Origin of the sequence: Micromonospora sp. C95 (assembly GCF_018070465.1) — a bacterium.
Lineage (GTDB): Bacteria > Actinomycetota > Actinomycetes > Mycobacteriales > Micromonosporaceae > Micromonospora.
The window spans coordinates 95,789-121,148 of sequence record NZ_JAGPXT010000018.1 but is presented as its reverse complement, the minus strand read 5'-3'; the positions used below and the strand labels follow the sequence as shown (position 1 = coordinate 121,148).

The following is a 25,360-nucleotide window of genomic DNA, read 5'->3' as shown; positions in this document are numbered from 1 at the left end:
GGGTGGGGGTGGGGGTGGGTTAGAGGGTTTGGACGGTGGCTATGCGTTCTTCTAGTTGCTCGATGGTGGCCTGGGCGCTGGGGGGGCCGCCGCAGATGCGGCGTAGCTCGGCGTGGATCTTGCCGTGTGGCTGGCCGGTGCGGTGGTGCTGGGCCGCGACCAGGGCGTTGAGTTGGCGGCGTAGGGCCACCCGGCGCTGGGCGGCGCTCATCGGTGCGGGCGGGGCTGCCGCCGGCGCTGCGGATTCCGTCCGCCGCTCGGTCGTTCGACGTCGCTGGGCGGCGAGCTGATCGGCCTGCCGTTTGGCGAGCAGCGACGCCACCTGTTCCGAGGTGAGCAGCCCGGGCAGGCCGAGGTACTCCTCCTCCTCGGGGGTGCCGGCCTGGGCCGCCGTACCGAACGAGGCCCCGTCGAAGATCACCTGATCAAGTTCGGCGGTGGCGGACAGTGCGGCGAAGCGCTTCTCCAGCTCACCGCTGGCCTGCTCGTTGCGCTGGGCCCGGTCCAGCAGTTCGTCGTCGAAGCCCTCGCGGTCCTTGGGTTTGCCGAGCACATGGTCCCGCTCGGCCTCCATCTCGCTGGCCAGCCCGAGCAGATGCGGCACGCTGGGCAGGAAGACCGACGCGGTCTCCCCCGGGCGCCGGGCCCGGACGAAGCGTCCGATCGCCTGCGCGAAGTACAGCGGGGTACTGGCACTTGTCGCGTACACACCGACGGCCAGGCGGGGGATGTCCACGCCTTCGGACACCATCCGCACCGCCACCAGCCACCGTTGCTCGGACGCCGCGAACGTCGCGATCCGGGCCGAAGCACCCGCGTCGTCGGAGAGCACCACGGCCGCCCGTTCCCCCGTCACCTGCTCGATGAGCCGGGCGTACGAGCGGGCCGTCTGCTGGTCGCTGGCGATGACCAGACCGCCCGCGTCGGGCATGCCAGCCTCCCGTAGCACGGTCAGCCGGGCATCGGCCGCCCGCAGCACCTGCGGCATCCAGTCGCCGGCCGGATCCAAGGCGGTACGCCACGCCTGGGCGATGAGATCCTGCGTCATCGGCTCGCCCAGCCGGGCCGCCAGTTCCTCCCCGGCGTTCGTCCGCCACCGGGTCTCCCCCGAGTACGCCAGGAACAGCACCGGCCGTACCACGCCGTCGCGTAGCGCGTCGCTGTAGCCGTATACCGAGTCGGCCCGGGAACGCAGCAGGCCGTCGCCGCCCCGCTCGTAGCTGACGAACGGGATGGGGTTGTCGTCGGACCGGAAGGGCGTGCCGGTGAGCATCAGCCGGCGTACCGCAGGCTCGAAGGCCGCCTTCACCCCGTCCCCCCAGGTACGCGAGTCACCGGCGTGGTGGATCTCGTCGAGGATGACCAGGGTCCGGCGGGTCATGGTGCGCCGCCGGTGCACCTGCGGCGCCATTCCGACCTGCGCGTAGGTGACCACGGCGCCGTGGAAGTCGGCCGAGGAATGCAGGTCGGCGTTGCGGAACGCGGCGTCGAGTTGGATGCCCACCCGGGCCGCCGCCTCCGCCCACTGAATCTTCAGGTGTTCGGTGGGCGCGACCACGGTGACCGCCTCGACGCTGCCGTCGGCGAGCAGTTCGGCGGCGATGCGCAGGGCGAAGGTGGTCTTTCCGGCGCCCGGCGTGGCGACCGCGGTGAAGTCCTCAGCTCGACGGCGCAGGTACTCCACCAGAGCCTTGCGCTGCCAGGCGCGTAGGGACGGGAACGTATCGAGCGCCGGCGTCCGGACTGCCACGCGTTCGCTCCTCTCCGGCCACGGGATGTCCCGGCCGCCGGCCGGCGGGCCCGGGCCGGGGGGCACGGCGGTCGCCCCACGAAAATGCCTCCGCGCAGCCGAGCAGCGAAGGCCGACTCAGCATAACCAGCAGCCGCCGTGCTGCCCACGCGACGCCACACCCGTCACCATGGTGCCGTTCGCCACTGAGTGCTCACTCCGGCGACGGGCCCGACAGGCCGGTGCGCGGCGGTCGCACCGTCGCCACCGGCGCCGACCAGCGCCGCCGCAGGGCCACCAGGCGTACGCCGAAGACCAGCACCACGGCGGCGGTGAGCGGGATCGGCCCGGTGTGGCCGAGGCCGTGGAGGAGCACCACCACGATCGAACCGACGAGCGACGCAACCGCGTAGATCTCCCGCCGCAGGACCACGGGGATCTCACCGGTGAGCAGGTCGCGGACGAGACCGCCGCCGATCGCGGTGATCATGCCGATCAGGCAGGCACCGACCGCCGGCACGTGGGCGTCGAGGGCCTTGAGGGTCCCGGCGACAGTGAACAGGCCGAGCCCGGCCGCATCGAGCACCAGGACGGTGGTGCGCAGCCGGGCGAACTGTGGATGCAGCCAGAAGATCGCTGCGGCGGTCACGGCGGCGGTACCCGCGTAGCGCCAGTCGGCGAAGGCCAGCGGCGGAACCTCGTCGATGACCAGGTCCCGGACGATCCCGCCGCCGAGGGCGGCGACGAAGCCGACGAAGACCACGCCGAAGAGGTCGAGCCGTTTGGCCACCGCCGCGGAGGCGCCCGAGGCGGCGAAGACCGCGACTCCGGCCAGGTCAGCCAGGAGAAGGGCGGTGGAGGTGGTCACCGCCGCAGGTTACGCGGGCCGCCGCGCGGACCGAGGGCGTCACTCGCGGTACGAGTCGTAGATCTCCTTGCACTTCGGGCAGACCGGCGAACCCGGTTTGGGCGTCTTCGTCACCGGGAACGTCTCCCCGCACAGCGCCACGACGAAGGTGCCCATGACGGCACTCTCGGCGATCTTTTCTTTCCGGACGTAGTGGAACATCTCCGGACCGGTGTCGGCGTCCTTCAGCTCGGGACGCTCGAGGATCTGTGTACTCACGACTGCACCTCCAAACGACAAGTCTGGCAGGTCACCCGCACCCGGTCCACCTGAGGTGACCCGGACGGCGGGCGTACGGTGAGCGATTGTGACCGACTTTCACCTTCGCTACGGCACCGAGGTGGCCCGGGCACTGCGCGAGCAGGGTCCCGTGGTCGCTCTGGAGAGCACCATCGTCTCGCACGGCCTGCCCCGCCCGGACAATCTCCGGGTGGCCCGGCAGATCGAACAGACCGTCCGGGACGCCGGCGCGGTGCCGGCCACCATCGGCATGATCGCTGGCGAACTCGTGGTCGGACTCGACGACGCCGAGCTGGCCCGGCTGGCGAGCGCCGACGGGGTGGCCAAACTCTCCGTACGCGATCTCGCGGTGGCGGCCGCGACCGGCGCGGACGGTGCGACCACCGTGGCCGCGACGAGTGCCGTGGCGGCCACGGCGGGCATCGGCGTGTTCGCCACCGGCGGGCTGGGCGGGGTGCACCGCGAGGCGGCGCAGACCTTCGACGAGTCCGCCGACCTGGTCACCCTGGCACGTACCCCGATCGCGGTGGTCTGCGCCGGGGTGAAGTCGATCCTCGACGTCGGCGCGACCCTGGAACGGCTGGAGACCCTCGGAGTGACCGTGGTCGGCTACCGGACCCGCCGGTTTCCGGGCTTCTTCATCACCGACGGCGGCTTCGACCTGGACTGGTCGGTCGACTCCCCGGAACGGGTCGCCGGCGTGCTGGCCGCCCGCGAGCAGCACCGGGCACACCACGGCGGGCTGATCGTCGCCAACCCGCTGCCCACCGACGAGCAGCTCGACCCGGACCTGCACGACCGTACCCTCACCGAGGGTCTCGCCCGGCTGGAGCGCGACGGGGTGACCGGCAAGGCCGTCACGCCGTACCTGCTGGCCCACTTCCACTCCGCGACACAGGGCGCCAGCCTGGCGGTGAACGTCCGGATCATCCTGCGCAACGCCGACCTGGCCGCCCGGATCGCGGTCGCCGCCGCCCAGCGCCGGGCCGACGCGCCGGCGTGACCGAGGTGACCGGAAACGGCAGCGACGGCACCGGCCGCGTCCTGGTCGTCGGCGACGTGGTCACGGACGTGGTCGCGGTGCTCTCCGGACCGTTGGCCCCCGGCTCCGACACCCCGGCGGCGATCAGGTCCACCGGCGGCGGACAGGCGGCCAACACCGCTGCCTGGCTGGCCGCCCAGGGCGTACCGGTGACCCTGGTGGGCGCGGTCGGCGACGACGGCGCCGGGCGTGACCGGGTCGCGGAGCTGACCGCCGCCGGAGTCGACTGCGCGGTGGACGAGATCGCCGGGTCCGCCACCGGCACGGTGATCGTGCTGACGGCCAACGACGAACGCACCATGGTCACCGAGCGCGGGGCGAACGTACTGCTGCGTCCCGACCACGTGGCTGCGGCGCTGTCCGGTGCGCCGGACGCCACGCATCTGCACCTGTCCGGGTACACCCTGTTGGACGCGGACTCCCGACCGGCCGGCCTGCGGGCGCTGGCCGTCGCCCGCGAACGCGGCCTCACCACGAGTGTCGACGCGGCCTCCGCAGCACCGCTGCGGGCGGTCGGGACGGCGGCCTTTGTGAACTGGGTACGCGAGATCGACCTGCTGCTGGTGAACGTGGACGAGGCCACCGTGCTGGCCGGTGGATTGGAGCCGGCGGCGCAGGGCCGGGCACTGCTCTCCGTGGCCCGCCGGGTGGTGGTCAAACGCGGTGGGGCCGGTGCCGTCTGGGTCGACCGGGACGCCACGATCGTCACCTCGTCGGCGCACCGGGTGGCGGTGCGGGACGTGACCGGGGCAGGTGACGCCTTCGCGGCGGGCCTGCTGCGCGCCTGGCTGGCCGGGGCGACGCCCGATGCCGCCCTGTCCCGAGCCGTCGATCTCGGTGCCACGGCGGTGGCACAGATCGGGGCCCGCCCGGCTCGGTGAGCCGCTCCGGGCGGATCAGGGCTCCGCGTCGATGATCTTGTGTGGCCGCTCCTCGGCGGCGAGGCTCATCGGGGGCGGCGCCGCCTCGGTGGCCGACCGCGACGAGAAGCGGTTGGCGAGGCGGTGGCGCTCCTTGGGCGGCCGGTCGTTGGCCAGCAGTACCGCGAGCCACGGAATGAGCACCATGCCCAACGCGACCAGCGGTAGCCAGAGCCAGAGCAGTGGTGCCCGCACACCGACCAGGATCGCGCCGACGATCACGCAGGCGACGCGAACACCCATCATCACGACGTAACGCCGCTGCCGGCTGGTCAGTTGATCATCCTGGCTGCGGGCGGCGTCGGTGATGAGGATCGGCTGGTACGCCTGACGCTTCACCCGTGGTACCTCCTCCGGAGGGGCTGTACTCCATCCTGTCACCCTGACCGGGCGAGCGACGAGCTTCGTCGCCCCCGAAATTCGTGTTACGCCCGTGGTACGCTCGCCGCGTGGCCAGCAGGTTCAGCTTCACCGACGAGGCGCTTGCCAACCTGCGGGTCTACGACGTCACGCCGGGGGAAGTCTGGGAGGCGCTGCACAGCGGCCGGCGGGTCATCCGCCACCTCGGCGATGACGTGATGGTGGTTTACGCCCCCACCGCCCGCGGACGCCGGGTGGCGGTGCTGCTGGCCGAGACCGACGGTGCCGACAACGACTGGGACGTCCTCTCCGCTCGCGAGTTGAGCGACGTCGAGGCCAAACGCTACGACGAGGCCGTGCGGAATTCTCCGGAGACGAGGAGGCGGTGACGATGAACCGTCACGACGCGATCAAGCAGTTCCACAGCGGCGGCGACCGGATCGCCGATCTGATCGACGACAGCCAGGCGGTGGGACTACCCACCCCCGACACCGAGACTCCGATGGTCAGCCGGTCGGTCCGGCTGCCGCTCGAGACGTACGAACGGGTCCGGGCCGCCGCCGACGCCCGGGGCATCGGTGTGACGACGCTGATGCGGCAGTGGATCGAGGCGGGTCTGGCCGACCTGGACGACTCGGCGACCGTCTCGCTGGCCGACGTCCGGCGGGCCATCGCCTCCCTGGCCCATCCGAGCGCCGCCTGACGGAACTGTCGACCGCCCTCGGCGACCCAAGCCGGGCCGATGCGGCGGGCCGTGGCGCACGGGTCAGGTCGGGAAGCTGGCCGCACCGGGATCCGGACGGTCCAGCGGGGAGGCCGACGGTTCCATCGGCTGGTCACGAGCCCGCAACCCGTCCACGACAGCCACCACGGCCAGCCCACCGGCGACCACGGACAGCGCCAGCATCGGCGTTCCGAGCAGGAGCAGCGGGGCGGCCCCGACCAGCACGAGCATCATCAACACCCGCCGGCGGGAGACCCGGGCGAAGATCTCGTACTCGAACCGGGTCCGCCCCAGCAGAAACAGGGCCGGCCCGCCGACGATGAAGATCAGCCACGCCGGCTCGACCCGGTCGAACGGCTTCACGATGACCAACTCGTAACCCACTCCGGTGAGCAGCACGCCGAGCACCATGACCAGGTGCGTGCTGGAGGCGGAGGCACCGAGCAGACCGGGCGACCGGGCCATCCGCAGCGCCTCGACGAGCAGGTGACCGGCCCGGTGGAAGTAGATCCGCCAGAGCAGCGCGGTGGTGAGGAAGGCGACCGTGAAGGCCGCCGCCGCCAGCCAGCCGAATCCCTCGCCGCTGTAGGTGATCCCGATGACCAGGATCGTCTCACCCAGCGCGATGAGAAAGATCTGCTGGTAGCGCTCCGCCATGTGCTCGCCGGCGATCCGCCAGGCCGAGACGGGCGCCCGGCCCAGCCCGGGCACCGGCCAACCCAGCAGGTATCCGGCCATGTCGATGGTGATGCCCAGCGCCCACAGCCCGAACCGCAGGTCGGCTGGTCCGAGCGCACCGGCCAGCCACAACACCCCCGAACCCGCCGCCCAGGCGGCCAGCCGCCACGGCACGGTACGGCGCGGATGTCGCCCCAGCACGGCGGCGATCAGCAGGGGGCGGCCGATCACCGTCACCAGGTAGGCCAGGACGAACGCCAGCGCCCGCTCCTCGAACCCCCGGGGCACGGTGACGGCCATCACCAGGCTGCCGAACATCGTCCCCACCACGACGAGTTGGATCGTCAGGGCGTCCGGCTCGTACCGGCTGGTGACCCAGTTGATCAATGTCCAGACGTGCCACAACGCGAGGAAGAGGATCAGGGTCTTCAGGAAGCCCAGCACGGTGAGCCCGTGCTCGACCTCGTCGATGAAGCGGACCGAGACCCGGGTGAAGGCGAAGACGAAGGCCAGGTCGAGAAAGAGTTCCAGGAAGGTGGCCCGGGACATGCCGTGCCCGCTACGCAGCAGCGCGCTGCCCCGCTGCGCCATCGACCCGCCCCCTGCCGTCGTCGGAGGCGGCCCGGTCAGTCTCCGCGCGCGCTCGCCTTCGCCGCCGCCTTCATCTGCTGTTTGTACTCCCGAACCAGGCGCAGTGACTCCGCATCGGTGACATCGGCGACGGATCGGTGGGCGTCTGGATCGCCGTACGCGCCGGCCGCCTCCCGCCAGCCCGGCGGCTGCACCCCGAAGCGCTTGCCCAGCAGCGCGAGGAAGATCTGGGCCTTCTGCCGACCGAACCCGGGCAGGTCGATGATCCGCCCGAGCAGTTCACGGCCGTCGGCCGGACCCGCCCAGAGCCGGGCGGCATCGCCGTCGTAGCGGTCGACCAGCACCCGGCACACCTCCTGTACGCGGGCCGCCATCGCCTTGGGAAAGCGGTGCAGCGCGGGTGGCTGAGCGAAGATGGCCACCAGGGCCTCGGGATCGAAGCCGGCCAACTCCCGGGCGTCCAGGTCGTGGCCGAGCCGCTGGGCCAGCACGTACGGCGAGGAGAAGGCCTTCTCCATCGAGACCTGCTGGTCGAGAACCATGCCGACGAGCAGGGCGAGCGGGTCGCGGGCCAGCAGTTGGTTCGCCTCCGGGTCGATGGGCAGTACGAGCGTCATGGCAGCCATGGTCCCTCACCAGGCTTGACCACCTGTAGCGGACCGCCATGAGAACCATCTGGCGGGCCGGCCCCGTCCGCGGGCTGACCTCGCCCCAATGGCACGGGAGGGAGAAAATCAGACGTGGGCCACGCCGATCTGATCAACAACGAGGAGCTACAGACTCGTCGGCTGTCACTGCGCCGCCCGACCCGCGCCGACGTCAACGCCATCCATCGAATCCACCGAGATCCAAGGGCGTACGCCCACAATCCGGGCGACGCGCTCGCCACCCGTGCCGAAGCCGCCACCGCCGTCGTCGACTGGGCGAGCGCGCACCTGCCCGACCATCCGATCATCGCGAGAGTCCGACCCGACAACGCGGCGTCGCTGAAGGTCGCCGCACGCGCCGGCCTGCGTCGCGCGCCCCATCTGGATACGGACGGGGAGGACGGCCTCGACTGGATCTTCACGTCGAACTGGCCGGACGACGCCGAGCCGATCCACGAACCACGCCCCTGAACCCAGCTCCGTGAAGATCTGGGGCGCCCCTCCCTGGGCGGGCAATCTGCCCTCATCCTGCCCGTACGCGGGGTCGGGACGGGCGCCGACACCACCTCGGACCGATCCGGGCGGACAGGAGCGCGACGACGTGACGCGGCCCGGCGGGTCGGTTCGCACCGTCCGCCGGGCCGGTTGTGCCGGATGTGGGTCAGTTGACCACGAACAGCAGGCGGTTCGGTGAGCTGCTGCCCGGGTTGGTCACCACGCCAGTGGTGGCGTTGTTGACCAGGTAGCTCTTGACCTGGGCCGGCGAGTAGGACGGGTTGGCGCCGAGCACGAGCGCGGCGGCACCGGCCACGTGCGGCGAGGCCATCGAGGTGCCGCTGATGGTGTTGGTGGCGCTGTTGCTGGTGTGCCAGGCCGACGTGATGCTCGAACCCGGCGCGAAGATGTGCACGCAGGAGCCGTAGTTGGAGAAGGAGGAACGGGCGTCGGTGCTGGTGGTCGAGCCGACGGTGATCGCGGTCGAGGTCCGGGCCGGCGAGTAGTTGCAGGCGTTGGCGCTGGAGTTGCCCGCCGCGACCGCGTAGCTGACGCCGGAGGCGATCGAGTTGCGCACCGCGTTGTCGATGGAGGTGCTGGCGCCGCCACCCAGGCTCATGTTCGCCACGGCCGGCTTCACCGCGTTGGCGGTCACCCAGTTCACCCCGTTCACCACGCTGGTGACGGTGCCGCCGCCGGAGCAGTTGAGCACCTTTACCGCGATCAGGCGGACCCCCTTGGCCACACCGTGGGTCGAACCGCCGACCGTGCCGGCGACGTGGGTGCCGTGGCCGTTGCAGTCGGTGTTGTTGCTGTCCACGGTGTTGGTGCCCCAGGTGGCCCGGCCGCCGAACTGACTGTGCGAGGTCCGGATTCCGGTGTCGATGATGTACGCCCGCACGTTCGAGGCGGTGTTCGGGTAGGTGTAGGTGGTGCTCAGCGGTCGGTTCCGCTGGTCGATCCGGTCCAGGCCCCAGGTCGCGTTGGTCTGGGTCGCCTGGATCGTGACCACCTGGTCCTGCTCCACGTAGGCCACCGCCGGGTTGGCGGCGAGCCGGGCCGCCTGGGTGGCGGTCATCTTCGCCGCGAAACCGGTGAGCGCGGCGCTGTAGGTGTCGGAGACACTGCCCCCGTACCGCTTGACGAGGGCGTTGGCCCGGTCCGGAACGGCGGAACGAGCCGTCGACGAACCGGCGGCACCAACGGCGTCGGTGCGCAGCACGACCAGGTAGCTGCCGCTGACCGCGTTCGACGCGCCAGCGCCACGGATCTCGCCGGTGGGTGCGGCGACCGCCGCGGTGGTGCCGGCCGCCGAGACGGCCGCCGCGGTGGCGACGACGGCGAGCGCCCGGATGAGCTGCCGTCGCGCGGTGGACCCTGAGGACATCGTGCCTCCCTTACCTGGGCGGCCGACCGGGCTTCTGGCCGGGCGGTCCGCACCCTGGACTGAGTTGGAGGGAATGCTAGCGTCAGATCGACGAACATGACATAGATGGCGGTAGATTAACTTTCGATGTCACGGGTGGCGGTCTCCGGACCCGACGTCACCAGGCAGGATGACGGTGTGGACGGACACGACATGCTGCTCTCCCCCGCCGGCGTCGAAGCGCTGCGGACCGCGTTGACCCGGGCGGGCTTCACCGCGAACGGCATCGCCGCACGGCTCGGCCCGCAGGCGACCGGCGGGGTCGCCCGCAACGATTTCCGGGCCGCGCTGCGCGCCACCGCCGACCGGGATCCCCTGGCCACCCTGATCCGGATGTTCATCTGCGAGCAGACCGAGCCGGAGGCGGCGGTGGCCGCCGCGCTGGCGCCGCTGCCGCTTACCGACGCGCTCGCCGCCGGGATCGTCGAACGGCACGGCGACGGGCTGCGGATGGGACTGGACCTGGAGCCGTACGGCGACGACTGGTGGGTCCTCGCGGACGTGCCGGCCAGCGCCCGCCCGGGCCGCCCGCTGCACGCCGAACACGTGCTCGGCATCGGCGGCGCGACGCAGACGATGATCGGGGCGGCCGTCCGACGGCCGGTGGACAGCGCGCTGGACCTGGGCACCGGCTCGGGCGTCCAGGCGCTGCACCTGGGCACCCACGCCCGACGGGTCACCGCCACGGACGTGTCCCGGCGGGCGCTGCGCTTCGCCGCCACCACCGCCGCCCTCAACGGTCAGGACTGGGAGTTGCTGCACGGCGACCTGGTGGCCCCGGTCGCCGGCCGGCGGTTCGACCTCGTGGTGAGCAACCCGCCGTTCGTGGTCGGCCCGGGCATCACCACCCACGTCTACCGCGACTCCGGTCGGGTCGGCGACGCGATCGGCGCCGAACTGGCCGCCGCCGCCCCGGGCCTGCTCACCGAGGGCGGCACCATGCAGTACCTCGCCAACTGGGTGCACGTGGCCGGCGAGGACTGGGGCGAGCGGGTCGCCGGCTGGTTCGCCGGTACCGGCCTCGACGCCTGGGTGATCCAGCGCGAGGTCGCCGACCCGATGGCGTACGTCAACCTGTGGCTGACCGATGTCGGGGAGGCCACCGACCCACAGCGGATGGCCGACTGGCTCGACTGGTTCGACGCGCACAAGGTCGAGGCGATCGGCTTCGGCATCGTCTCGCTGCGCCGTAGCGACCGGGACGACCCGGTGCTGCGGGTGGAGGACCTGCGCCAGCGGGTGCAGCCGCCGATGGGCGATCGGATCGCCGACTGGTTCGACCGGCAGGATTGGCTGCGCGGACGCGACACCGACGGCCTGCTGGCCGCGCGCTACCGCGCCGCCGACGGGCTCCAACTGCGCCAGGAGGCGACGATGGGCTCCGACGGCTGGGGGGTGGACCGGCAGGTCCTCGCCCTGCCCGACGGACTGCGCTGGACCGAGGAGATCGACCCGCTGGTGCTGGCCCTGGTGGGCGGGGCCGACGGGCGGTTGCCGCTGCGGGACCAGTTGGCGCTGCTCGCCGTCGCGCACGACGTCGCCGCCGAGGAGTTGGCCGAGGCGGCCGGGCCGATCGTGGCGCACCTGGTGGAGCGCGGGTTCATCGCACCGGTGCAGCCGTGAGGCGCCCGTTGCCTGCACCGTCGGCAAGCGGTTTCGCGTCGGTGGTCGGCTGATGCGGGCGGTGGTGCAGACGGTCGCCCGGGCCAGCGTGACCGTCGACGGCGAGGTGGTCGGCGCGATCGACGACGGGCTGCTGGTGCTGCTCGGGGTGACGCACACCGACACCCCGCAAACTTCCCGGACGATGGCCCGCAAGGTGCACGAGCTGCGCATCTTGGATGACGAGCGGTCGGCGGCGGAGGTCGGCGCGCCGCTGCTCGTGGTCAGCCAGTTCACCCTCTACGGTGACGCGCGCAAGGGCCGTCGTCCGACCTGGACCGCGGCCGCCCCGGCCGAGGTGGCGGAACCGCTCGTCGAGGAGACGGTCCGGGCACTGCGCGAGCGCGGCGCGACGGTGGAGACCGGCCGATTCCGCTCGCACATGCTGGTGGAGAGCGTCAACGTCGGCCCCCGAACCATCCTCCTCGACCTCTAGCGCAACTAGTTGTTGCGCGTTCCACCGACCACCCGCTAGGGTCAGACGCAACCATAGGTTGCAGGTCTGGAGAAGCGCATGGAGTACGGCAGCATCGAGCGGGAGATCCACATCGACGCCACCCCCGAGGTGGTCTACGAGGTCGTCACCGCGCCCGAACACATCCGGCAGTGGTGGCCGGACGACGCGGATCTTGAGCCGGTCCCCGGGGCGACCGGGACGATCACCTTCGGCGACACGTCGAACACCCAGGTAATGCCGCTGACCGTGGTGGCGGCCGACCCGCCCCGGCACTTCTCGTTCCGGTGGGTGTACGACGACCTCGCCGTCGCGACGCCGACCAACTCGCTCCTGGTGACCTTCGACCTGGTCCCGTCGGGCTCGGGGACGCTGCTGCGGCTCACCGAGACCGGGTTCCGGGAGCGGGGCTGGGAGGCGGCCGTACTCGAGGAGCACTACCGCGACCACGTCACCGGCTGGGACCATTTCCTGCCGCGCCTCGTGGCGTACGTGGCACGGCTGGTGTCGACTCGATGAGCGTCGCCGTCGACGACGAACTCTGGTCCGCCGTCGGGGATCCGACCCGGCGGCGGATGCTCGACCTGCTGCTGGCCGACGGCGGCGGCACGGCGACCACGCTGAGCGAGCAGCTGCCGGTCACCCGGCAGGCGGTCGCCAAACACCTCGGTGTACTCGGCCGGGTCGGGCTGGTGCACGGCACGCCGTCCGGCCGCGAGCGCCGCTACGAGGTCGACGAGGCGCAACTCGCCCGCGCGGTCGCGCAACTGTCGTCGGTCGGCGCCACCTGGGACGCGCGGTTGCGACGGATCAAGCGGATCGCCGAGGCGATCCAGCGCGGCCAGCAGAGCTGAAATCCACCGGAACGACCGTCGCCACCTGCGTGGCGGCGCGATCCATCCTGCCCGCATTCGGGCACCCTCCACAGAAACGAGGTATCACGATGCTGGACATCCTGCACCGGGTCGGCGTCACGTCGGCTCCCGAGGACGTCTACGCGGCCCTGACCACCGTCGACGGGCTCGCGAACTGGTGGACGGAGCAGACGGACGGCGACGGTGACGTCGGCGGGGTGCTCCGGTTCCGGTTCATCCCCGGCGGCTTCGACATGAAGGTCCTGGAGAGCCGGCCGGCCGAACTGGTGCTCTGGGAGGTCGTCGACGGCCCCGAGGAGTGGATCGGCACCCGGGTCCGCTTCGAGCTGAAGCGGGAGGACGACTTCACGATCGTGCTGTTCCGGCACGAGGGTTGGCGGGAGCCGGTGGAGTTCATGTACCACTGCAGCACCAAGTGGGCGATATACCTGATGAGTCTCAAGCGGCTGGTCGAGACCGGTAAGGGCGAGCCCGCGCCGCACGACGTGCAGATCAGCAACTGGCACTGAGGTACGGCGCGGGATCGCGCAGTTCAGCCGAAGAGGCCGCGGCGTTGCAGCGACTGACGCAGCCAGCCGTCGAGCTGGGCGGCCAGGTCGGTGGTGGCCGCCGAGGCGTGCTCGACGGCGAAGCGACCGAAGACGTCGCGGCCCTCGGTGAACAGTCCGCCCCGCTTGTCCAGCTCCAACACCACCTGCACCTGCCGCGGGTCGGTGACGAAGGTGACCTCCAACTGCTTCATCGCGCCCGCGTACTGCGGCGGTGGGTAGAACTCGATCTCCTGGTAGAACGGCAACGTCTGGTGGACGCCGTAGATGTGCCCGCGCTCCACGTCGGCACGCGAGAACCGGAACCCGAGCCGTAGCAGCGCCTCCAGCAGTCGCTCCTGGGCCGGCAGCGGGTGCACCGCCACCGCGTCCAGGTCACCCTTGTCGACCGCGCGGGCCACCTCCAGCTCGGTACGCAGACCCATCGTCATGCCGTGCAGGTGCTGCCCGTACAGCTCGGTGAGCGGCGTCTCCCACGGCACCTCGAACCGGAACGGGACGTCGTAGCGCTGCCCCGCCTCCAGCCGGAACGGGCCGGTGACCTGCTGGCGCTGGAACTCCTGGTTGGTGGTGTACTCGTCGTCGCCGCTCTCCACCTCCACCCGGGTGAGCAGCCCCAGGGCCACGTAGGACACGTCGACCCCGTGGTCGCCGCCGGTGACCGCGATGCTGCCCTCCAGGTGGCCGCCCGGCCGGCAGTTCGGATTCGACAGCACCGTCTCCACGGACGGACCACCGACTCCCATCGCCTGCATGAGCCGTTTGAACACCACGATTGCCTCCGTCGCTCGATCGCCCGCATCCGGGCCGGTACGCCGGCCCGACGGCCGACCGCTGGCACGGTAACCGGCGCCGACAAGCCCGGCCGGCCGAACCGCCGAGTCGCCGAGTGCCGACTCAGCGACTGTCGGTTCCCCGATCGCCTCACTCCCGTTTTACGCCCCGACCGCCAAGCTGTTTGTCACCGGCGCGCGACTGGCCGGCGGACACGGCACGGACGTGGACACGGGGAGAGACTGAGATGGCCCAGCAGATGACGGAGCACCGGACGCACGCCGGCACCGAGGCGGAGCACGGCGTCGACACCCTGACCGACCTGGACGCCACCGACGAGCGCGGCGTCTCCACCGACCTGGTCCGGGCATACCTCAACGGAATCGGTCGGACCAAGTTGCTCACCGCCGTACAGGAGGTGGACCTGGCGAAGCGGATCGAGGCCGGCCTGTTCGCCGAGGAGAAGCTCAACACCTGCATCCCGGTCTCCGAGGAACTGCGCGCCGATCTGGAACTCGTCGCGCGGCAGGGCCGGGCGGCCAAGAACCACCTGTTGGAGGCGAACCTGCGGCTGGTGGTCAGCATCGCCAAGCGGTACACGGGCCGGGGCATGGCCTTCCTCGACCTCATCCAGGAAGGCAACCTCGGCCTCATCCGCGCCGTCGAGAAGTTCGACTACACCAAGGGCTACAAGTTCTCCACCTACGCCACCTGGTGGATCCGACAGGCCATCACCCGCGCCATGGCCGACCAGGCCCGCACCATCCGCATCCCGGTCCACATGGTCGAGCAGGTGAACCGGATGGTCCGCGCCCGTCGGGAGCTGGCGGTGTCGCTGGGCCGGGAGCCCACGGTCGCCGAGGTGGCCCGGGCGCTCGACGTGCCGGAGTTCCAGGTGATCGAGCTGATCTCCTACGACCGGGAGCCGGTGAGTCTGGACCAGGCTGTCGGCGAGGACGGTGAGAGCGCCCTCGGTGACTTCGTCGCCGCCGTCGACCCGGCCGCCGGTCCGGGTGACGCCGCCAGCCAGGGCGAACTGCGCCACGAGGTGAGCATCGTGCTGGCCACACTCTCGCAGCGCGAGCAGGCCGTGATCCGGCTGCGGTTCGGCCTCGACGACGGCCGGCAGCGCACCCTGGACGAGGTCGGCCGCGAGTTCGGCCTCTCCCGGGAACGGATCCGGCAGATCGAGAAGGTGACGCTGCTCAAGTTGCGGGCTCCGGAGCGGGCGCAGCGGCTGGAGGCGTACGCCTGCTGAGCTGAGCGTTCGGCCATCGGCCCCCGGCGGTTCGCCGGGGGCCGATGTGCTGTCCCCACTTGACGGCAGGGACGCGGCCGGATAGAAACCTCTTGGTTATCAAACCGAAAGGTTATATGACGTGCTCACCGACCTGGACGCCACCTTCGCCGCCCTCGCCGACCCGACCCGGCGGGCCATCCTCGCCCGGCTGGCGGCCGGCGAGGCCACCGTCACCGAACTCGCCGCGCCCTTCGCGATGAGTCAACCAGCCGTCTCCAAACACCTGCGGGTGCTGGAACGTGCCGGACTGGTCAGCCGGGGACGGGACGCCCAGCGTCGCCCGTGCCGCCTCGAAGCCGCGCCGCTGCGGGAGGCCACCGCCTGGCTGGCCGCGTACCGCGAGCACTGGGCCGAGCGCTACCAGCGTCTCGACGCCCTGCTCGACGAGCTGCGCGCGGCCGGGGAAGAACAGCACGGCGGTACGGCCCGGTGATCGACGACCATCTGGTGGTCGAGACGCCGGGCGATCGGGAGATCGTGCTGAGCCGGGTCTTCGACGCACCGGCACAGCTCGTGTTCGCCGCCTTCACCCGTCCTGAACTGCTCGTCCGCTGGTACGGAGCACGCGGCTGGCAGTTGGTCGGGTGCGAGGTGGACCTACGGGTGGACGGGCGCTGGCGCTTCGAGTCGCAGGGCCCCGACGGGCAGCGGATGGTCCAGCACGGGGTCTACCGGACGGTCGACCCGCCGCACGAGATCGTCTGCACCGAGCGCTTCGACGAGCAGTCGTACCCGGGCGAGACCCTGGTCAGCCACACATTCACCGAACTTGCCGGGCGGACCACCGTCACCACCGCGCTGCGCTACGCCACCCCCGAGGGACGCGACACCGCCCTGCGGTACCCGATGGTCCGTGGGGTCACCGAAAGCTTCACCCGACTCGCCGCACTGCTGGCGGCGGACACTGGAGGACTGCAATGAACTGGACGCTGGAAGTGGTCGTCGTACCGGTCTCCGACGTGGACCGGGCCAAGGAGTTCTACGCCGATCGGCTCGGCTTCGCCGTCGACCACGACACGGTGATCAACGACGACGTCCGCATCGTCCAGCTGACCCCACCCGGGTCGGGCTGCTCGATCGTCATCGGCAAGGGTGCTGTGCCGCAGATGCCGCCGGGGTCGCTGAAGGGCCTGCAACTCGTCGTACCGGACCTCGGCAAGGCCCGCGCCGAGCTGCTCGAACGCGGCGTCGAGGTGAGCGAGATCCAAATGCTCGGCGAGAACCCCCGCCCGGTGCCGGACCCACTGGACAACGTCGGCTTCGTCTTCTTCGCCGACCCCGACGGCAACGCCTGGGCGGTGCAGCAGATCTCCAGCCGAGCCTGACCGGCCACCCACTCACAGCCGGCGGGGGCCGGTGTCGGGGCGGGGCACGTCGGCGGAGCCGATCCGGACGTTCGCGTGCAGCACCGACAGACCGTCGGGCCGGGCGAGGACCGGGTTCAGCGTCAGCGCCCGCACCCGGGGCTGGTCGTCGGCGAGACGACCGACCCGCAGCAGCAGGTCCGCCAGGGCGGCGCGGTCGACCGGCGCGGCCCCCCGATGGCCACGGAGCAACGGGGCCGCCCGGGGCGCGTCGACCAGCTCGGCGGCGTCCCGGTCGGTCAACGGCACCGCCCGCCACGCCCGGTCGCCGAGCAGTTCCGTGGCGACCCCGCCGAGTCCGAACCCGACCACCGGCCCGAACGCCGGATCCTCGACCAGCTCCACCACGCAGGCCACTCCAGGCGGCACCATCGGCTGCACCAGAACGTCCGCGCCGAAGGCCGCCGCCAGCTCCGCACCGCCGCGGCGCACGGCGGCGGCGTCCGACAGGTCGAGGCGGACCGCACCGAGGTCGAGGCGGTGCCGCAGCCCCGGGGCCGCGGCCTTGAGCGCCACCGGGAACCCGAGCCGGGTGGCCGCCTCGACCGCCTCGTCGACCGAGGCGGCCGGCACCGACTCGACCACCTCGATGCCGTACGCGGCCAGCAGTGCCACCACGTCGGTGTCGTCCGCCCGCAGCGCCGCCTGTGCCGCCCCCGGGTCGACGCCGGGCAACTCCGGCAGGGTGCCGGTCGGCCGGCGCAGCCACTGCGCGTACGCGGTGACCCGGGCCAGCGCCCGGACCGCCTCCTCCACGCTCGGATACGAGGGCATTCCGGCCGGTGCCCGGCCGACCAGGAAGGTGGCCACGGCCGGCTTGCCGCCGGACAGCGCAGCGGGCAGGGCGGCGGTGAGGTCGGCATCGGTGCCGGTGAACTGGCCGGGCAGCGGCGGGGCGAAGAGTGCCACCAGGGCGTCCACCGAATCGTCGGCGGCGGCACCGGCAAGTGCCTCGGCGAACTCGGCCGCGCTCGCCCTCGGCCCCACGTCACGCGGGTAGCCGTCGGCGACGGTGAGCCCCTGGGCCGCGCAGGCGGTGGCCGCGAGCCCGGTCAGCGCCGAGGAGTTACCGACCACGCCGATCCGGTCGCCGGCCGGCAGTGGCTGGTTGGCCAGCAGCACCCCGACGTCGAGCAGCTCGCCGACGGTGTCCACCCGGATCACCCCGGACTGGGCGAACAGTGCGCTCACGGCGGTGGAGTCCGGGCCGGCGACGTCACCTGTCCCCCGTCGGCGGGCCGGTGAGGCCAACGCCACCACCGGCTTGTCCCGGCCGATGCGCCGGGCCAGCCGGGCGAACTTGCGCGGGTTACCGAAGGTCTCCAGATACAACATGATCACGTCGGTGCCGGGGTCGTCCTGCCAGTACTGCAACAGGTCGTTGCCGGAGACGTCGGCCCGGTTGCCGGCCGAGACGAAGCTGGACAGCCCTAGCCCCCGCCGGTCCGCCTCCGCCAGCAGCGCCACGCCGAACGCGCCGGACTGGCTGAAGATGCCGACCCGGCCCGACACCGGCAGGCGTGGGGCGAGGGTGGCGTTGAGGCGTACCGCCGGGTCGGTGTTGGCCACCCCCAGGCAGTTCGGGCCGATCACCCGCATGCCCGCGGCGTGGGCCGCGCGGACCAGCGCACGCTGCGCGGCGGCGCCCTCGACACCGGCCTCGGCGAAGCCGGCGGAGATCACGACCAGGCCGTGCACCCCGGCCGCCGCGGCATCGGCGACCACCGCGGCGGCGGCCTCCGGGGGCACCGCCACCACCGCCAGGTCGACCGGCAGCCCGGCATCGGCCGCCGACGGGTACGCGGGCAGCCCGGCCACCCGCGCGGCACTCGGGTGCACCGGCACCACCGACCCGGTGAACCCGCCGTCGCGCAGGTGCCCGAGCACCGCCGCACCGACCCCCTGGCCGGTGGCGCTGGCGCCGTAGACGGCGACGCCACGCGGGGCGAGCAGCCGGGCGATGGACCGCGCCTCGGTACGGTGCTCCCGCCCGCGCTGCACCTCCAGGGTCGCCTCGGTGGGCGCGATCGGGAAGCTCAGATGCACCACCCCGTCGGCGAACTGGCGCTGGATCTGGTACCCGAAGTCGGCGAACACCCGCAGCATCTGCCCGTTGGCCGGCAGCACCTCGGCCACGAAGTTGACGATCCCGGCCCGGCGGGCGGCGTCGGCGAGATGCTCCATCAGCACCGAGCCGATGCCCCGCCCCTGGTAGGCGTCCTCGACGACGAAGGCCACCTCGGCATCGGGCGACGCGGGGCCGAGCCGTTCGTAGCGGCCCACGGCGACGATCCGGTCGCCGGCCAGCACCACGAACGCCTCCCGGTCCCGGTGGTCGACGTTGACGAAGCGGCGCAGGTCCCGCTCCGGGATCCGGGGGTACGGCGAGAAGTAGCGCAGGTAGCGGGTGCGCTCGGAGAACCGGGAGTGCATCGCCACGATCTCGGGCGCGTCGGACGGCTCGATCGGCCGCAACTGGACCGTGCTGCCGTCGCTGAGCAGCACGTCCACGGCGTGTTCGGCTGTGGTCACCTCGGACGGCCCTCCCCGGCCGGCTCAGTCAGTCAGTCAGTCACGCGGATCGTGTGGGTCGAGGCCGAGCAGCGGGAAGACCGCCTTGCGGGTCGCCGCGATCGCCCGGTCCACCGGGCTCGGTTCCCCCGTGGGCTGCCACGGCTCGTACCCCGGGTCGACGTCGTCGGTCATCCGCAGCGGCACGTCGAAGCCGGGCCGGCGGGCGGTGGCGAGTTCCCGCCAGGCCGGCGGGGTCAGCGTCGCCGGATCCAACGGCGCGCCGGTGGCCACCGCCAGCAGATGTGTCCAGGCCCGGGGCACCACCTCGACCAGGGCGTACCCGCCACCGCCGGTGGCCACCCAACGGCCGTCGCACAGCTCGTCGGCGAGGGCCCGCAACGCCAGGTAGGTGGCGCGCTGCCCGTCGACGGACAGGTGCAGGTCGGCGAGGGGGTCGACCCGGTGGGCGTCCGCCCCGCACTGGGTGAACAGCAGTTGCGGGCGGAACGCCCGCAGCACCGACGGCACGACCGCGTGGAAGGCACGCTGCCAACCGGCGTCCTCGACCCCGGGCGGCAACGGGATGTTGACCGCGGTGCCCACGGCGTTCGGGCCGCCGGTCTCGTCGGGGAAGCCGGTGCCCGGGAACAGCGCGAGCGGGGTTTCGTGCAGGCTGACCGTCAGCACCCGGGGGTCGTCCCAGAAGATCTGCTGCACCCCGTCGCCGTGATGCACGTCGACGTCGACGTACGCGATGCGCTCGGCGCCCAGGTCGAGCAGGCGGGCGATGGCCACCGCCGGGTCGTTGTAGACGCAGAACCCCGCCGCCCGGGCCGGCATCGCGTGGTGCAGGCCGCCGGCGACGTTCACCGCCCGGCTGGCCGTGCCCCGCCACACCGCCTCGGCCGCGATCACGCTCGCCCCCGCGACCAGCGCGCTGGACTCGTGCATTCCGTCGAAGACGGGGTTGTCCGAGGTGCCCAGACCGAACCCGGCGAACAGCGGGTCGCGCGGCGCGATCCGGACCGCGTCCAGGTAACGCGGGTCGTGCACCCGGGTGAGCAGGTCGTCGTCGGCCGGCGCCGGCGGCACCAGCCGCACCCCGGCCCGTTCCAGCACGCCCAGTTCCCGAGCCAGGGCGATGGTCAACTCCACCCGCACCGGATCGAGCGGGTGGTCACCGAGGTCGTAGGCGAGCAGTGACTCGTCCCACACCACCACCGTGTCGTCGGACATCTGCCCATGGTCGCACGAGGGCCGACCGGCGGCCCGGCGGCCGGGCCGGCGCCGAAGGCCCGGCGTCGCCAGCGGTAGACGCCGCCGGACCGGCGACGCGGCGGTCAGGTGTCGGCTCGGTCAGGTGTCGGTGGCCACCGGTCGGTCCGGGTCGGCGACCCAGTTGCTCCACGAACCCACGTAGAGCGCGGCGTCCGTGCGGCCAGCCAGATGCAGCGCGAGCACAGCCTGGGCTCCGGTCACCCCCGAGCCGCAGTACGCCCCGACCGGAGCCTCGGCGGCCACGCCGACAGTGGCGAAACGGTCCCGCAGGATCTCGGCGGACGGGAAGCGGCCCTCGGCGACGTACTCGGGCGCGGGCAGGTTCACCGCGCCGGGGATGTGGCCGGCGACCGGGTCGATCGGCTCGTGCTCGCCCCGGTAGCGGGGCACGGCCCGCACGTCGATCAGGACACCGTCGCCGGCCGCCAGTCGGGCGGCGGCTGCGGCGTCAAGCACCGGCAGGGCCCCCGGGCGGACGGTCACGTCGCCCGGCACCGGAGCGGGTTGGTCGGTGCTGACCGGCAGACCGGCCGCCGTCCAGGCCGGGTAGCCGCCGTGCAGCAGCCGGACCGCCGGGTGCCCGGCCCAGCGCAGCGTCCACCAGGCCCGAGCCGCGGACATCCCGTCACCGCCGTCGTACACCACCACCGGATGCCCGGCCCGTACGCCGGCCGCGCGCAACGCCGCCTGCAACGCGGCCGGTTCGGGCAGCGGGTGCCGACCGGCCGGGCCCGGAGCGCCGCACAGCGCGGTGTCCAGATCGACGTAGACCGCGCCCGGCAGGTGCCCGGCCAGGTAGTCGTCCCGTCCGGGCGGCCCGACCAGGCGCCAGCGGACATCGAGCAGGGTGGGTGGGTCGGTGCCGTCGAGTTCGGCGGCGAGCTGCTCGGCCTCGACCAGAAGTTCCTCGCTAGCGGGCATGGCCCCAGTCAACACCACGAGTGACATGCCCGACGGTTCGGCAACCGACCTCCAGGGTGCGGCAGGGTACCATCGAGGCCTGGAGGGCCGCTGACACCATGAAGTCCCACGACCTGGTCGATACGACCGAAATGTATTTGCGTACGATCCTCGAACTCGAGGAAGAGGGTGTGCCTCCGCTGCGCGCCCGGATCGCCGAACGCCTGCGCCAGAGCGGCCCCACGGTCAGTCAGACCGTTGCCCGAATGGAACGCGACGGCCTGCTCACCGTCGAGGGTGACCGGCACCTCAGCCTCACCGACCAGGGGCGCAACGCCGCCGTCTCGGTGATGCGCAAACACCGGCTCGCCGAGCTGCTGCTGGTGAACGTGATCGGGATGCCCTACGAGGAGGCTCACGAGGAGGCCTGCCGCTGGGAGCACGTGATGAGCGACGCGGTCGAGAAGCGGGTCTACGACCTGCTCAACCGGCCGACCCGGTCGCCGTACGGCAACCCGATTCCCGGCCTGGACGAGTTGGGTTCACCCGGCCAGTCCGAGCCCGAGCCGGCGGACGTCGAGCGCAACCTGGCCTTCCCCGGTCTGACCGGCACGGTCATCGTGCGACGGATCTGCGAGAGCGTGCAGACCGACGCCGAGGTGCTCCGGCAACTACACGCGGCCGGCGTCGACCCGGGTGCCACGGTGACGGTGGCGCAGGAACGCGACGCCGTGTCGATCGACCGCTCCGGCGAGAGCGTCCGGCTGCCCCGCGAGATCGCCTCCCGCGTCTTCGTCGCCGCCGCCGCCTGAGCACGCTGCCCTCAGTCCACGTACGGGCAGTGTCGACAGCCCCGGCCGCAGCAGGTGCCCCGGCGGGCCAGGAAGCCGGCCGTGAGGACGAACAGCCCGGTCTCCGGATCCAGGTAGCCGGCGTCGCCCGTGGCCAGGGCGGCGGCGTGCTCGGCGAGGATGCGCTGCCGGCCGGGGTGGTCGAGCGGCAACCGCGACGGGTGCGGCTCGGTCAGCGGCCGCGCCGCCAGGGGCCGTCGTTCTCCGCTCATCACCAGCAGTCTAGGTTTTTCCGGCGGCATCGATCCGCACTGGTCCTGTCCGCTGGCTGGGGCAGAGGATGAAGTCGATGGAGGAAACCTCATGGCCCAATACGCAGTCCTGATCTACTCGCCGGCACCGGCCGACCCGATGGACCTCACCCCCGACTACGTCGCCCTGCTGGACCGGTACCCCGCGCAGGTGGCCGAGCTTGGCGGGCAGATCGTGACGGGCTTCGCCCTGCAACCGAGCACCACCGCCACCGCGGTACGCGGCGACCTCGTCACCGACGGCCCGTTCGTCGAGGCCAAGGAGGTCGTCGCCGGGTTCTTCGTCCTAGAGGCGCCCGACCTGGACACCGCTGTGCGAATCGCCAAGCTGAACCCGGCCACCATTCACGGCGGGGTGGAGGTCCGGCCACTGTTCGTGCCGCCCGCCGAGTGAGCGACCGCGAGCGCGGCGTCGTGCCGGCCACCGCCGCCGAGGTAGAACGGGCCGTCGCGGACGCCCACCGCCGCGAGTGGGCCTTCGTGCTCGCCGCCACGGCGCGCGTCGCCGGTGACTTCGACCTCGCCGAGGAGAGCGTCCAGGAGGCGTACGTGGCCGCGCTCGGCGCCTGGGCCCGGGACGGCGTACCGGACCGTCCCGGTGCCTGGCTCACCGCCACGGCCCGGCGCAAGGCCCTCGACGTGCTGCGCCGACGGCAGGTGCTCCGCGCGAAGCTGCCCCTGCTCGTGGCACCGGACCAGGCGGAGCCGGACGTCCCGGACGAGGTGGCGGTGCCGGACGACCGGCTGCGCCTGGTCTTCACCTGCTGCCATCCGGCGCTCGCCAAGGAGGCGCAGGTCGCGCTCACCCTGCGCCTGGTCTGCGGCGTGAGCACCGCCGACATCGCCCACCTCTTCCTGGTCCCCGAGCCGACCATGGCGGCCCGCGTCACCCGCGCCAAGAAGAAGATCGCCGCCGCCCGGATCCCCTACCGGGTCCCCGAGGCCGCCGAACTACCCGAACGGCTCGACGCGGTGCTCACGGTCGTACACCTGCTCTACACCACCGGGCACACCGCGCCCAGCGGCGGCGACCTGGTCCGCGCCGACCTGGTCGACCGGGCGCTGCACCTGGCCCGGATGCTTGCCGCCCTGCTGCCCGACGAGCCGGAGGTACGCGGCCTGCTCGCGCTGCTGCTGCTCACCGACGCGCGCCGGGCCACCCGCACCGACACCGAGGGCCGGCTGCTGCGGCTGGAGGACCAGGACCGCTCCGGCTGGGACCGGGACGCCATCGCCGAGGGACGCCGCCTGGTGCTCGACGTGTTCCACACCGGACGCGCCGGCCGGTACGCGATCCAGGCCGCCATCGCCTCGCTGCACGCCCTCGCGCCCAGCTACCAGGCGACCGACTGGCCGCAGATCGTCAAGCTCTACGACCTGCTGCTGGACCGCTGGCCCTCGCCGGTGGTCGCGTTGAACCGGGCGGTGGCGGTGTCGATGGTGGACGGGCCGGCCGTGGCGCTCAGCGAGGTCGACGCGCTCGCCCGGGATCCGCGGCTGGCCGGCTACCACTACGTGCCGGCGATCCGGGCCGACCTGCTGCGCCGGCTCGGCCGCGACGCCGAGGCGGCACAGGCGTACCGAGCTGCCCTGGACCTGGTGGACAACGACGCCGAACGAGACTTCCTCACCATCCGCCTCGGCGAACTTGCCGCCTTGTGAGGGCTCCGCCTCCGGTCCGCGCAGCCCGTGGCCGCTACCCGAACCAGGTGATCTCCTGCCCGTGCCCGCGCGTCCAGGCCAGTGGCTGTCCGTCGAGCGCGAGCACGTTTAGGTGCGCGTCGCTCGGCGGCTGCGGCAGCCCGGCGTACCGCAGCACCGCCGGCCCCTCGTTGGAGATCCAGTGGCCGGGCAGTTCGCGTACCGCCTCGGCGAAGGCCGCGCGGCGCGGTGGCGGCACCAGGTAGAGCACGCTGGTGTGGAGGACCACCAGGGTGGCGTCGGCCGGCGCCTGCGCGGCCAGTGCCGGCAGGTCGTCGACCAGGTCGCCGCGGACCAGCAGCGGCGGGTCGGCGGCGACGACGGCCGCCGCCGACCGTAGCCGGTCCCGGCGGTGCTCGTTCTCCGGCCAGATCAGCGCGTCCAGCCACGCCAGGTCGGCCGGCTCGGTCACGTCGAGCGGGTTCAGGTCCAGGCCGGCCCGCCACACCACCTCCGGCCGGTGGTCCGGCGGCGTCAGGTTCGTGGCCACGCAGTCGAGCACCGGCTCCCCCGCGCCGACCAGGTGGCCACCCGGGCTTCCGTCGCTGCCGGCATACCGGTACGCGTACCGGTCCGGGTAGAGGCAGAGCCCGGCGGAGGCACCGACCTCCAGCAACGCGAGCGGCTGCGGCAGCGCCGCGAACAACGGCAGCAGTACGGCGCAGCGACCGGCCTCGTTGGTCTGGGTGACCCGGGCACGGACCTCCGCCTCGACCGTCGACCAGTTGGCCAGCGTGTAGTCACGGAAGGCGGCCGGATCGTCGACCGGACCGCCGAGCAGGCGTACCACGCCGAAGATCAGGTTCGGCTGCTGCTTGGCCGCCGGCAGGGTGCCCAGCAGGCCGAGCAGTCTCGCGTCCCCGGAGACGAAGCGGGCCAGCCGCTCGTACGAGGGAGAAACCCCGCGCGCCTCGCGGTCGGCGAACCAGACGTAGCGCTGAGCGATCGTCACAGGGCCGATCATCGCAACAAAGCCGTCCCGGCCATCGGTAACCCCCATCCCCCCGCTCGTCACGAAATCTTGGTGCGAAACTGCCCCTCCGAGGGCGTCTTCGCACCAAGATCCCGTGGCTGGCTGGTGCTGGTACCCCGCCGGCACGTCACGTCGATTCCTCGCCATCGAGCTGCG

General features: G+C 72.3%; 30 protein-coding genes. 17 read left to right on the top strand and 13 right to left on the bottom strand.

Annotated elements, in window-relative coordinates:
* Positions 1 to 19: 19 nt before the first annotated feature.
* The 3 genes from KBX00_RS20235 to KBX00_RS20225 all read right to left on the bottom strand — a co-directional run bounded on the left by KBX00_RS20235 (position 20) and on the right by KBX00_RS20225 (position 2,855).
* Positions 20 to 1,750 carry a DEAD/DEAH box helicase gene (locus KBX00_RS20235; RefSeq protein WP_210829234.1) on the bottom strand — a complete coding sequence of 577 codons (1,731 nt, stop codon included), beginning with the start codon at positions 1,748 to 1,750 and terminating at the stop codon, positions 20 to 22.
* 193 nt (positions 1,751 to 1,943) lie between these two features.
* Positions 1,944 to 2,597, bottom strand: a complete 654-nt coding sequence (locus KBX00_RS20230) for a trimeric intracellular cation channel family protein (RefSeq protein WP_210829233.1) — start codon at positions 2,595 to 2,597, stop codon at positions 1,944 to 1,946.
* Positions 2,598 to 2,636: 39 nt separating this feature from the next.
* The gene (locus KBX00_RS20225; protein WP_093410319.1) at positions 2,637 to 2,855 is read right to left on the bottom strand and encodes a DUF3039 domain-containing protein; all 219 of its coding nucleotides are present in this window, start codon (positions 2,853 to 2,855) and stop codon (positions 2,637 to 2,639) included.
* An 88-nt stretch (positions 2,856 to 2,943) separates the two neighbouring features.
* On the opposite strand from KBX00_RS20225, the gene KBX00_RS20220 reads away from it, so the two are divergent.
* Together KBX00_RS20220 and KBX00_RS20215 are read left to right on the top strand one after the other, a co-directional pair.
* Positions 2,944 to 3,879 (top strand): pseudouridine-5'-phosphate glycosidase, encoded by a 936-nt coding sequence (locus tag KBX00_RS20220; protein WP_210829231.1) that lies wholly within the window; start codon positions 2,944 to 2,946, stop codon positions 3,877 to 3,879.
* Between the two features lie 5 nt (positions 3,880 to 3,884).
* On the top strand, positions 3,885 to 4,799 hold the full coding sequence (locus tag KBX00_RS20215; protein WP_210829255.1) for a PfkB family carbohydrate kinase: 915 nt from the start codon (positions 3,885 to 3,887) through the stop codon (positions 4,797 to 4,799).
* A 15-nt stretch (positions 4,800 to 4,814) separates the two neighbouring features.
* On the opposite strand, the gene KBX00_RS20210 is transcribed toward KBX00_RS20215, so the two are convergent.
* The gene (locus KBX00_RS20210) at positions 4,815 to 5,177 is read right to left on the bottom strand and encodes a DUF3099 domain-containing protein (RefSeq protein ID WP_210829230.1); all 363 of its coding nucleotides are present in this window, start codon (positions 5,175 to 5,177) and stop codon (positions 4,815 to 4,817) included.
* Between the two features lie 110 nt (positions 5,178 to 5,287).
* Between KBX00_RS20210 and KBX00_RS20205 the strand changes: the two genes are divergently transcribed.
* Complete coding sequence (locus KBX00_RS20205; protein WP_307868955.1) at positions 5,288 to 5,587, top strand: hypothetical protein; 300 nt, start codon at positions 5,288 to 5,290, stop codon at positions 5,585 to 5,587.
* Between the two features lie 2 nt (positions 5,588 to 5,589).
* Positions 5,590 to 5,901, top strand: a complete 312-nt coding sequence (locus KBX00_RS20200) for a hypothetical protein (protein WP_210829228.1) — start codon at positions 5,590 to 5,592, stop codon at positions 5,899 to 5,901.
* A gap of 63 nt (positions 5,902 to 5,964) precedes the next feature.
* Here the strand turns inward: KBX00_RS20200 and KBX00_RS20195 are convergent, their stop codons facing one another.
* Together KBX00_RS20195 and KBX00_RS20190 are read right to left on the bottom strand one after the other, a co-directional pair.
* Positions 5,965 to 7,191: a low temperature requirement protein A gene (locus tag KBX00_RS20195; RefSeq protein ID WP_210829227.1), complete on the bottom strand. Its 1,227-nt coding sequence runs from the start codon at positions 7,189 to 7,191 to the stop codon at positions 5,965 to 5,967.
* 35 nt (positions 7,192 to 7,226) lie between these two features.
* Positions 7,227 to 7,808, bottom strand: coding sequence for an HhH-GPD-type base excision DNA repair protein (locus KBX00_RS20190; protein WP_301548276.1), 582 nt, complete (start codon positions 7,806 to 7,808; stop codon positions 7,227 to 7,229).
* A 123-nt stretch (positions 7,809 to 7,931) separates the two neighbouring features.
* Between KBX00_RS20190 and KBX00_RS20185 the strand changes: the two genes are divergently transcribed.
* Positions 7,932 to 8,309 (top strand): GNAT family N-acetyltransferase, encoded by a 378-nt coding sequence (locus KBX00_RS20185; RefSeq protein ID WP_210829224.1) that lies wholly within the window; start codon positions 7,932 to 7,934, stop codon positions 8,307 to 8,309.
* Positions 8,310 to 8,499: 190 nt separating this feature from the next.
* On the opposite strand, the gene KBX00_RS20180 is transcribed toward KBX00_RS20185, so the two are convergent.
* Complete coding sequence (locus tag KBX00_RS20180; protein ID WP_210829222.1) at positions 8,500 to 9,720, bottom strand: S8 family peptidase; 1,221 nt, start codon at positions 9,718 to 9,720, stop codon at positions 8,500 to 8,502.
* Positions 9,721 to 9,897: 177 nt separating this feature from the next.
* On the opposite strand from KBX00_RS20180, the gene KBX00_RS20175 reads away from it, so the two are divergent.
* From KBX00_RS20175 to KBX00_RS20155, 5 genes are all read left to right on the top strand, one after another.
* Positions 9,898 to 11,382 (top strand): methyltransferase, encoded by a 1,485-nt coding sequence (locus KBX00_RS20175; protein WP_307868962.1) that lies wholly within the window; start codon positions 9,898 to 9,900, stop codon positions 11,380 to 11,382.
* A 52-nt stretch (positions 11,383 to 11,434) separates the two neighbouring features.
* Complete coding sequence (dtd, locus tag KBX00_RS20170) at positions 11,435 to 11,857, top strand: D-aminoacyl-tRNA deacylase (protein ID WP_210829220.1); 423 nt, start codon at positions 11,435 to 11,437, stop codon at positions 11,855 to 11,857.
* Positions 11,858 to 11,935: 78 nt separating this feature from the next.
* Entirely contained in the window at positions 11,936 to 12,394 is a 459-nt protein-coding gene (locus KBX00_RS20165; protein WP_210829218.1) for an SRPBCC family protein, read from the top strand.
* Positions 12,391 to 12,729, top strand: a complete 339-nt coding sequence (locus KBX00_RS20160) for a metalloregulator ArsR/SmtB family transcription factor (protein ID WP_210829216.1) — start codon at positions 12,391 to 12,393, stop codon at positions 12,727 to 12,729. The genes KBX00_RS20165 and KBX00_RS20160 overlap by 4 nt, the downstream gene beginning before the upstream one ends.
* An 89-nt stretch (positions 12,730 to 12,818) precedes the next feature.
* Positions 12,819 to 13,259 carry an SRPBCC domain-containing protein gene (locus KBX00_RS20155; protein ID WP_210829214.1) on the top strand — a complete coding sequence of 147 codons (441 nt, stop codon included), beginning with the start codon at positions 12,819 to 12,821 and terminating at the stop codon, positions 13,257 to 13,259.
* Between the two features lie 23 nt (positions 13,260 to 13,282).
* Here the strand turns inward: KBX00_RS20155 and KBX00_RS20150 are convergent, their stop codons facing one another.
* Complete coding sequence (locus KBX00_RS20150) at positions 13,283 to 14,071, bottom strand: sporulation protein (protein WP_210829212.1); 789 nt, start codon at positions 14,069 to 14,071, stop codon at positions 13,283 to 13,285.
* A 248-nt stretch (positions 14,072 to 14,319) separates the two neighbouring features.
* Here KBX00_RS20150 and sigB point away from each other — a divergent pair, with 248 nt between their 5' ends.
* The 4 genes from sigB to KBX00_RS20130 all read left to right on the top strand — a co-directional run bounded on the left by sigB (position 14,320) and on the right by KBX00_RS20130 (position 16,697).
* Entirely contained in the window at positions 14,320 to 15,330 is a 1,011-nt protein-coding gene (gene sigB, locus KBX00_RS20145) for an RNA polymerase sigma factor SigB (RefSeq protein WP_301548275.1), read from the top strand.
* Positions 15,331 to 15,451: 121 nt separating this feature from the next.
* Positions 15,452 to 15,805 (top strand): helix-turn-helix transcriptional regulator, encoded by a 354-nt coding sequence (locus KBX00_RS20140; protein WP_210829210.1) that lies wholly within the window; start codon positions 15,452 to 15,454, stop codon positions 15,803 to 15,805.
* Positions 15,802 to 16,293, top strand: a complete 492-nt coding sequence (locus tag KBX00_RS20135; RefSeq protein WP_210829208.1) for an SRPBCC family protein — start codon at positions 15,802 to 15,804, stop codon at positions 16,291 to 16,293. Before KBX00_RS20140 ends, KBX00_RS20135 begins: the two co-directional genes overlap by 4 nt.
* Positions 16,290 to 16,697 (top strand): VOC family protein, encoded by a 408-nt coding sequence (locus KBX00_RS20130; RefSeq protein WP_210829207.1) that lies wholly within the window; start codon positions 16,290 to 16,292, stop codon positions 16,695 to 16,697. Before KBX00_RS20135 ends, KBX00_RS20130 begins: the two co-directional genes overlap by 4 nt.
* A gap of 12 nt (positions 16,698 to 16,709) precedes the next feature.
* Here KBX00_RS20130 and KBX00_RS20125 read toward each other — a convergent pair whose 3' ends face one another.
* From KBX00_RS20125 to KBX00_RS20115, 3 genes are all read right to left on the bottom strand, one after another.
* Positions 16,710 to 19,268 (bottom strand): bifunctional GNAT family N-acetyltransferase/acetate--CoA ligase family protein, encoded by a 2,559-nt coding sequence (locus KBX00_RS20125; RefSeq protein ID WP_210829206.1) that lies wholly within the window; start codon positions 19,266 to 19,268, stop codon positions 16,710 to 16,712.
* 36 nt (positions 19,269 to 19,304) lie between these two features.
* On the bottom strand, positions 19,305 to 20,486 hold the full coding sequence (locus KBX00_RS20120) for an acetoin utilization protein AcuC (RefSeq protein WP_210829205.1): 1,182 nt from the start codon (positions 20,484 to 20,486) through the stop codon (positions 19,305 to 19,307).
* Between the two features lie 120 nt (positions 20,487 to 20,606).
* Positions 20,607 to 21,449, bottom strand: coding sequence for a sulfurtransferase (locus KBX00_RS20115; protein ID WP_210829204.1), 843 nt, complete (start codon positions 21,447 to 21,449; stop codon positions 20,607 to 20,609).
* 98 nt (positions 21,450 to 21,547) lie between these two features.
* Between KBX00_RS20115 and KBX00_RS20110 the strand changes: the two genes are divergently transcribed.
* Positions 21,548 to 22,240: a metal-dependent transcriptional regulator gene (locus tag KBX00_RS20110; RefSeq protein WP_210829203.1), complete on the top strand. Its 693-nt coding sequence runs from the start codon at positions 21,548 to 21,550 to the stop codon at positions 22,238 to 22,240.
* Between the two features lie 11 nt (positions 22,241 to 22,251).
* Here the strand turns inward: KBX00_RS20110 and KBX00_RS20105 are convergent, their stop codons facing one another.
* Positions 22,252 to 22,491, bottom strand: a complete 240-nt coding sequence (locus KBX00_RS20105) for a DUF5522 domain-containing protein (RefSeq protein ID WP_210829202.1) — start codon at positions 22,489 to 22,491, stop codon at positions 22,252 to 22,254.
* A gap of 91 nt (positions 22,492 to 22,582) precedes the next feature.
* Between KBX00_RS20105 and KBX00_RS20100 the strand changes: the two genes are divergently transcribed.
* Positions 22,583 to 22,924, top strand: a complete 342-nt coding sequence (locus KBX00_RS20100; protein ID WP_210829200.1) for a YciI family protein — start codon at positions 22,583 to 22,585, stop codon at positions 22,922 to 22,924.
* An 86-nt stretch (positions 22,925 to 23,010) separates the two neighbouring features.
* Positions 23,011 to 24,192 (top strand): RNA polymerase sigma factor, encoded by a 1,182-nt coding sequence (locus KBX00_RS20095; protein WP_210829251.1) that lies wholly within the window; start codon positions 23,011 to 23,013, stop codon positions 24,190 to 24,192.
* A gap of 34 nt (positions 24,193 to 24,226) precedes the next feature.
* On the opposite strand, the gene KBX00_RS20090 is transcribed toward KBX00_RS20095, so the two are convergent.
* On the bottom strand, positions 24,227 to 25,195 hold the full coding sequence (locus tag KBX00_RS20090) for a DUF2332 domain-containing protein (protein ID WP_210829198.1): 969 nt from the start codon (positions 25,193 to 25,195) through the stop codon (positions 24,227 to 24,229).
* Positions 25,196 to 25,360: the final 165 nt, after the last annotated feature.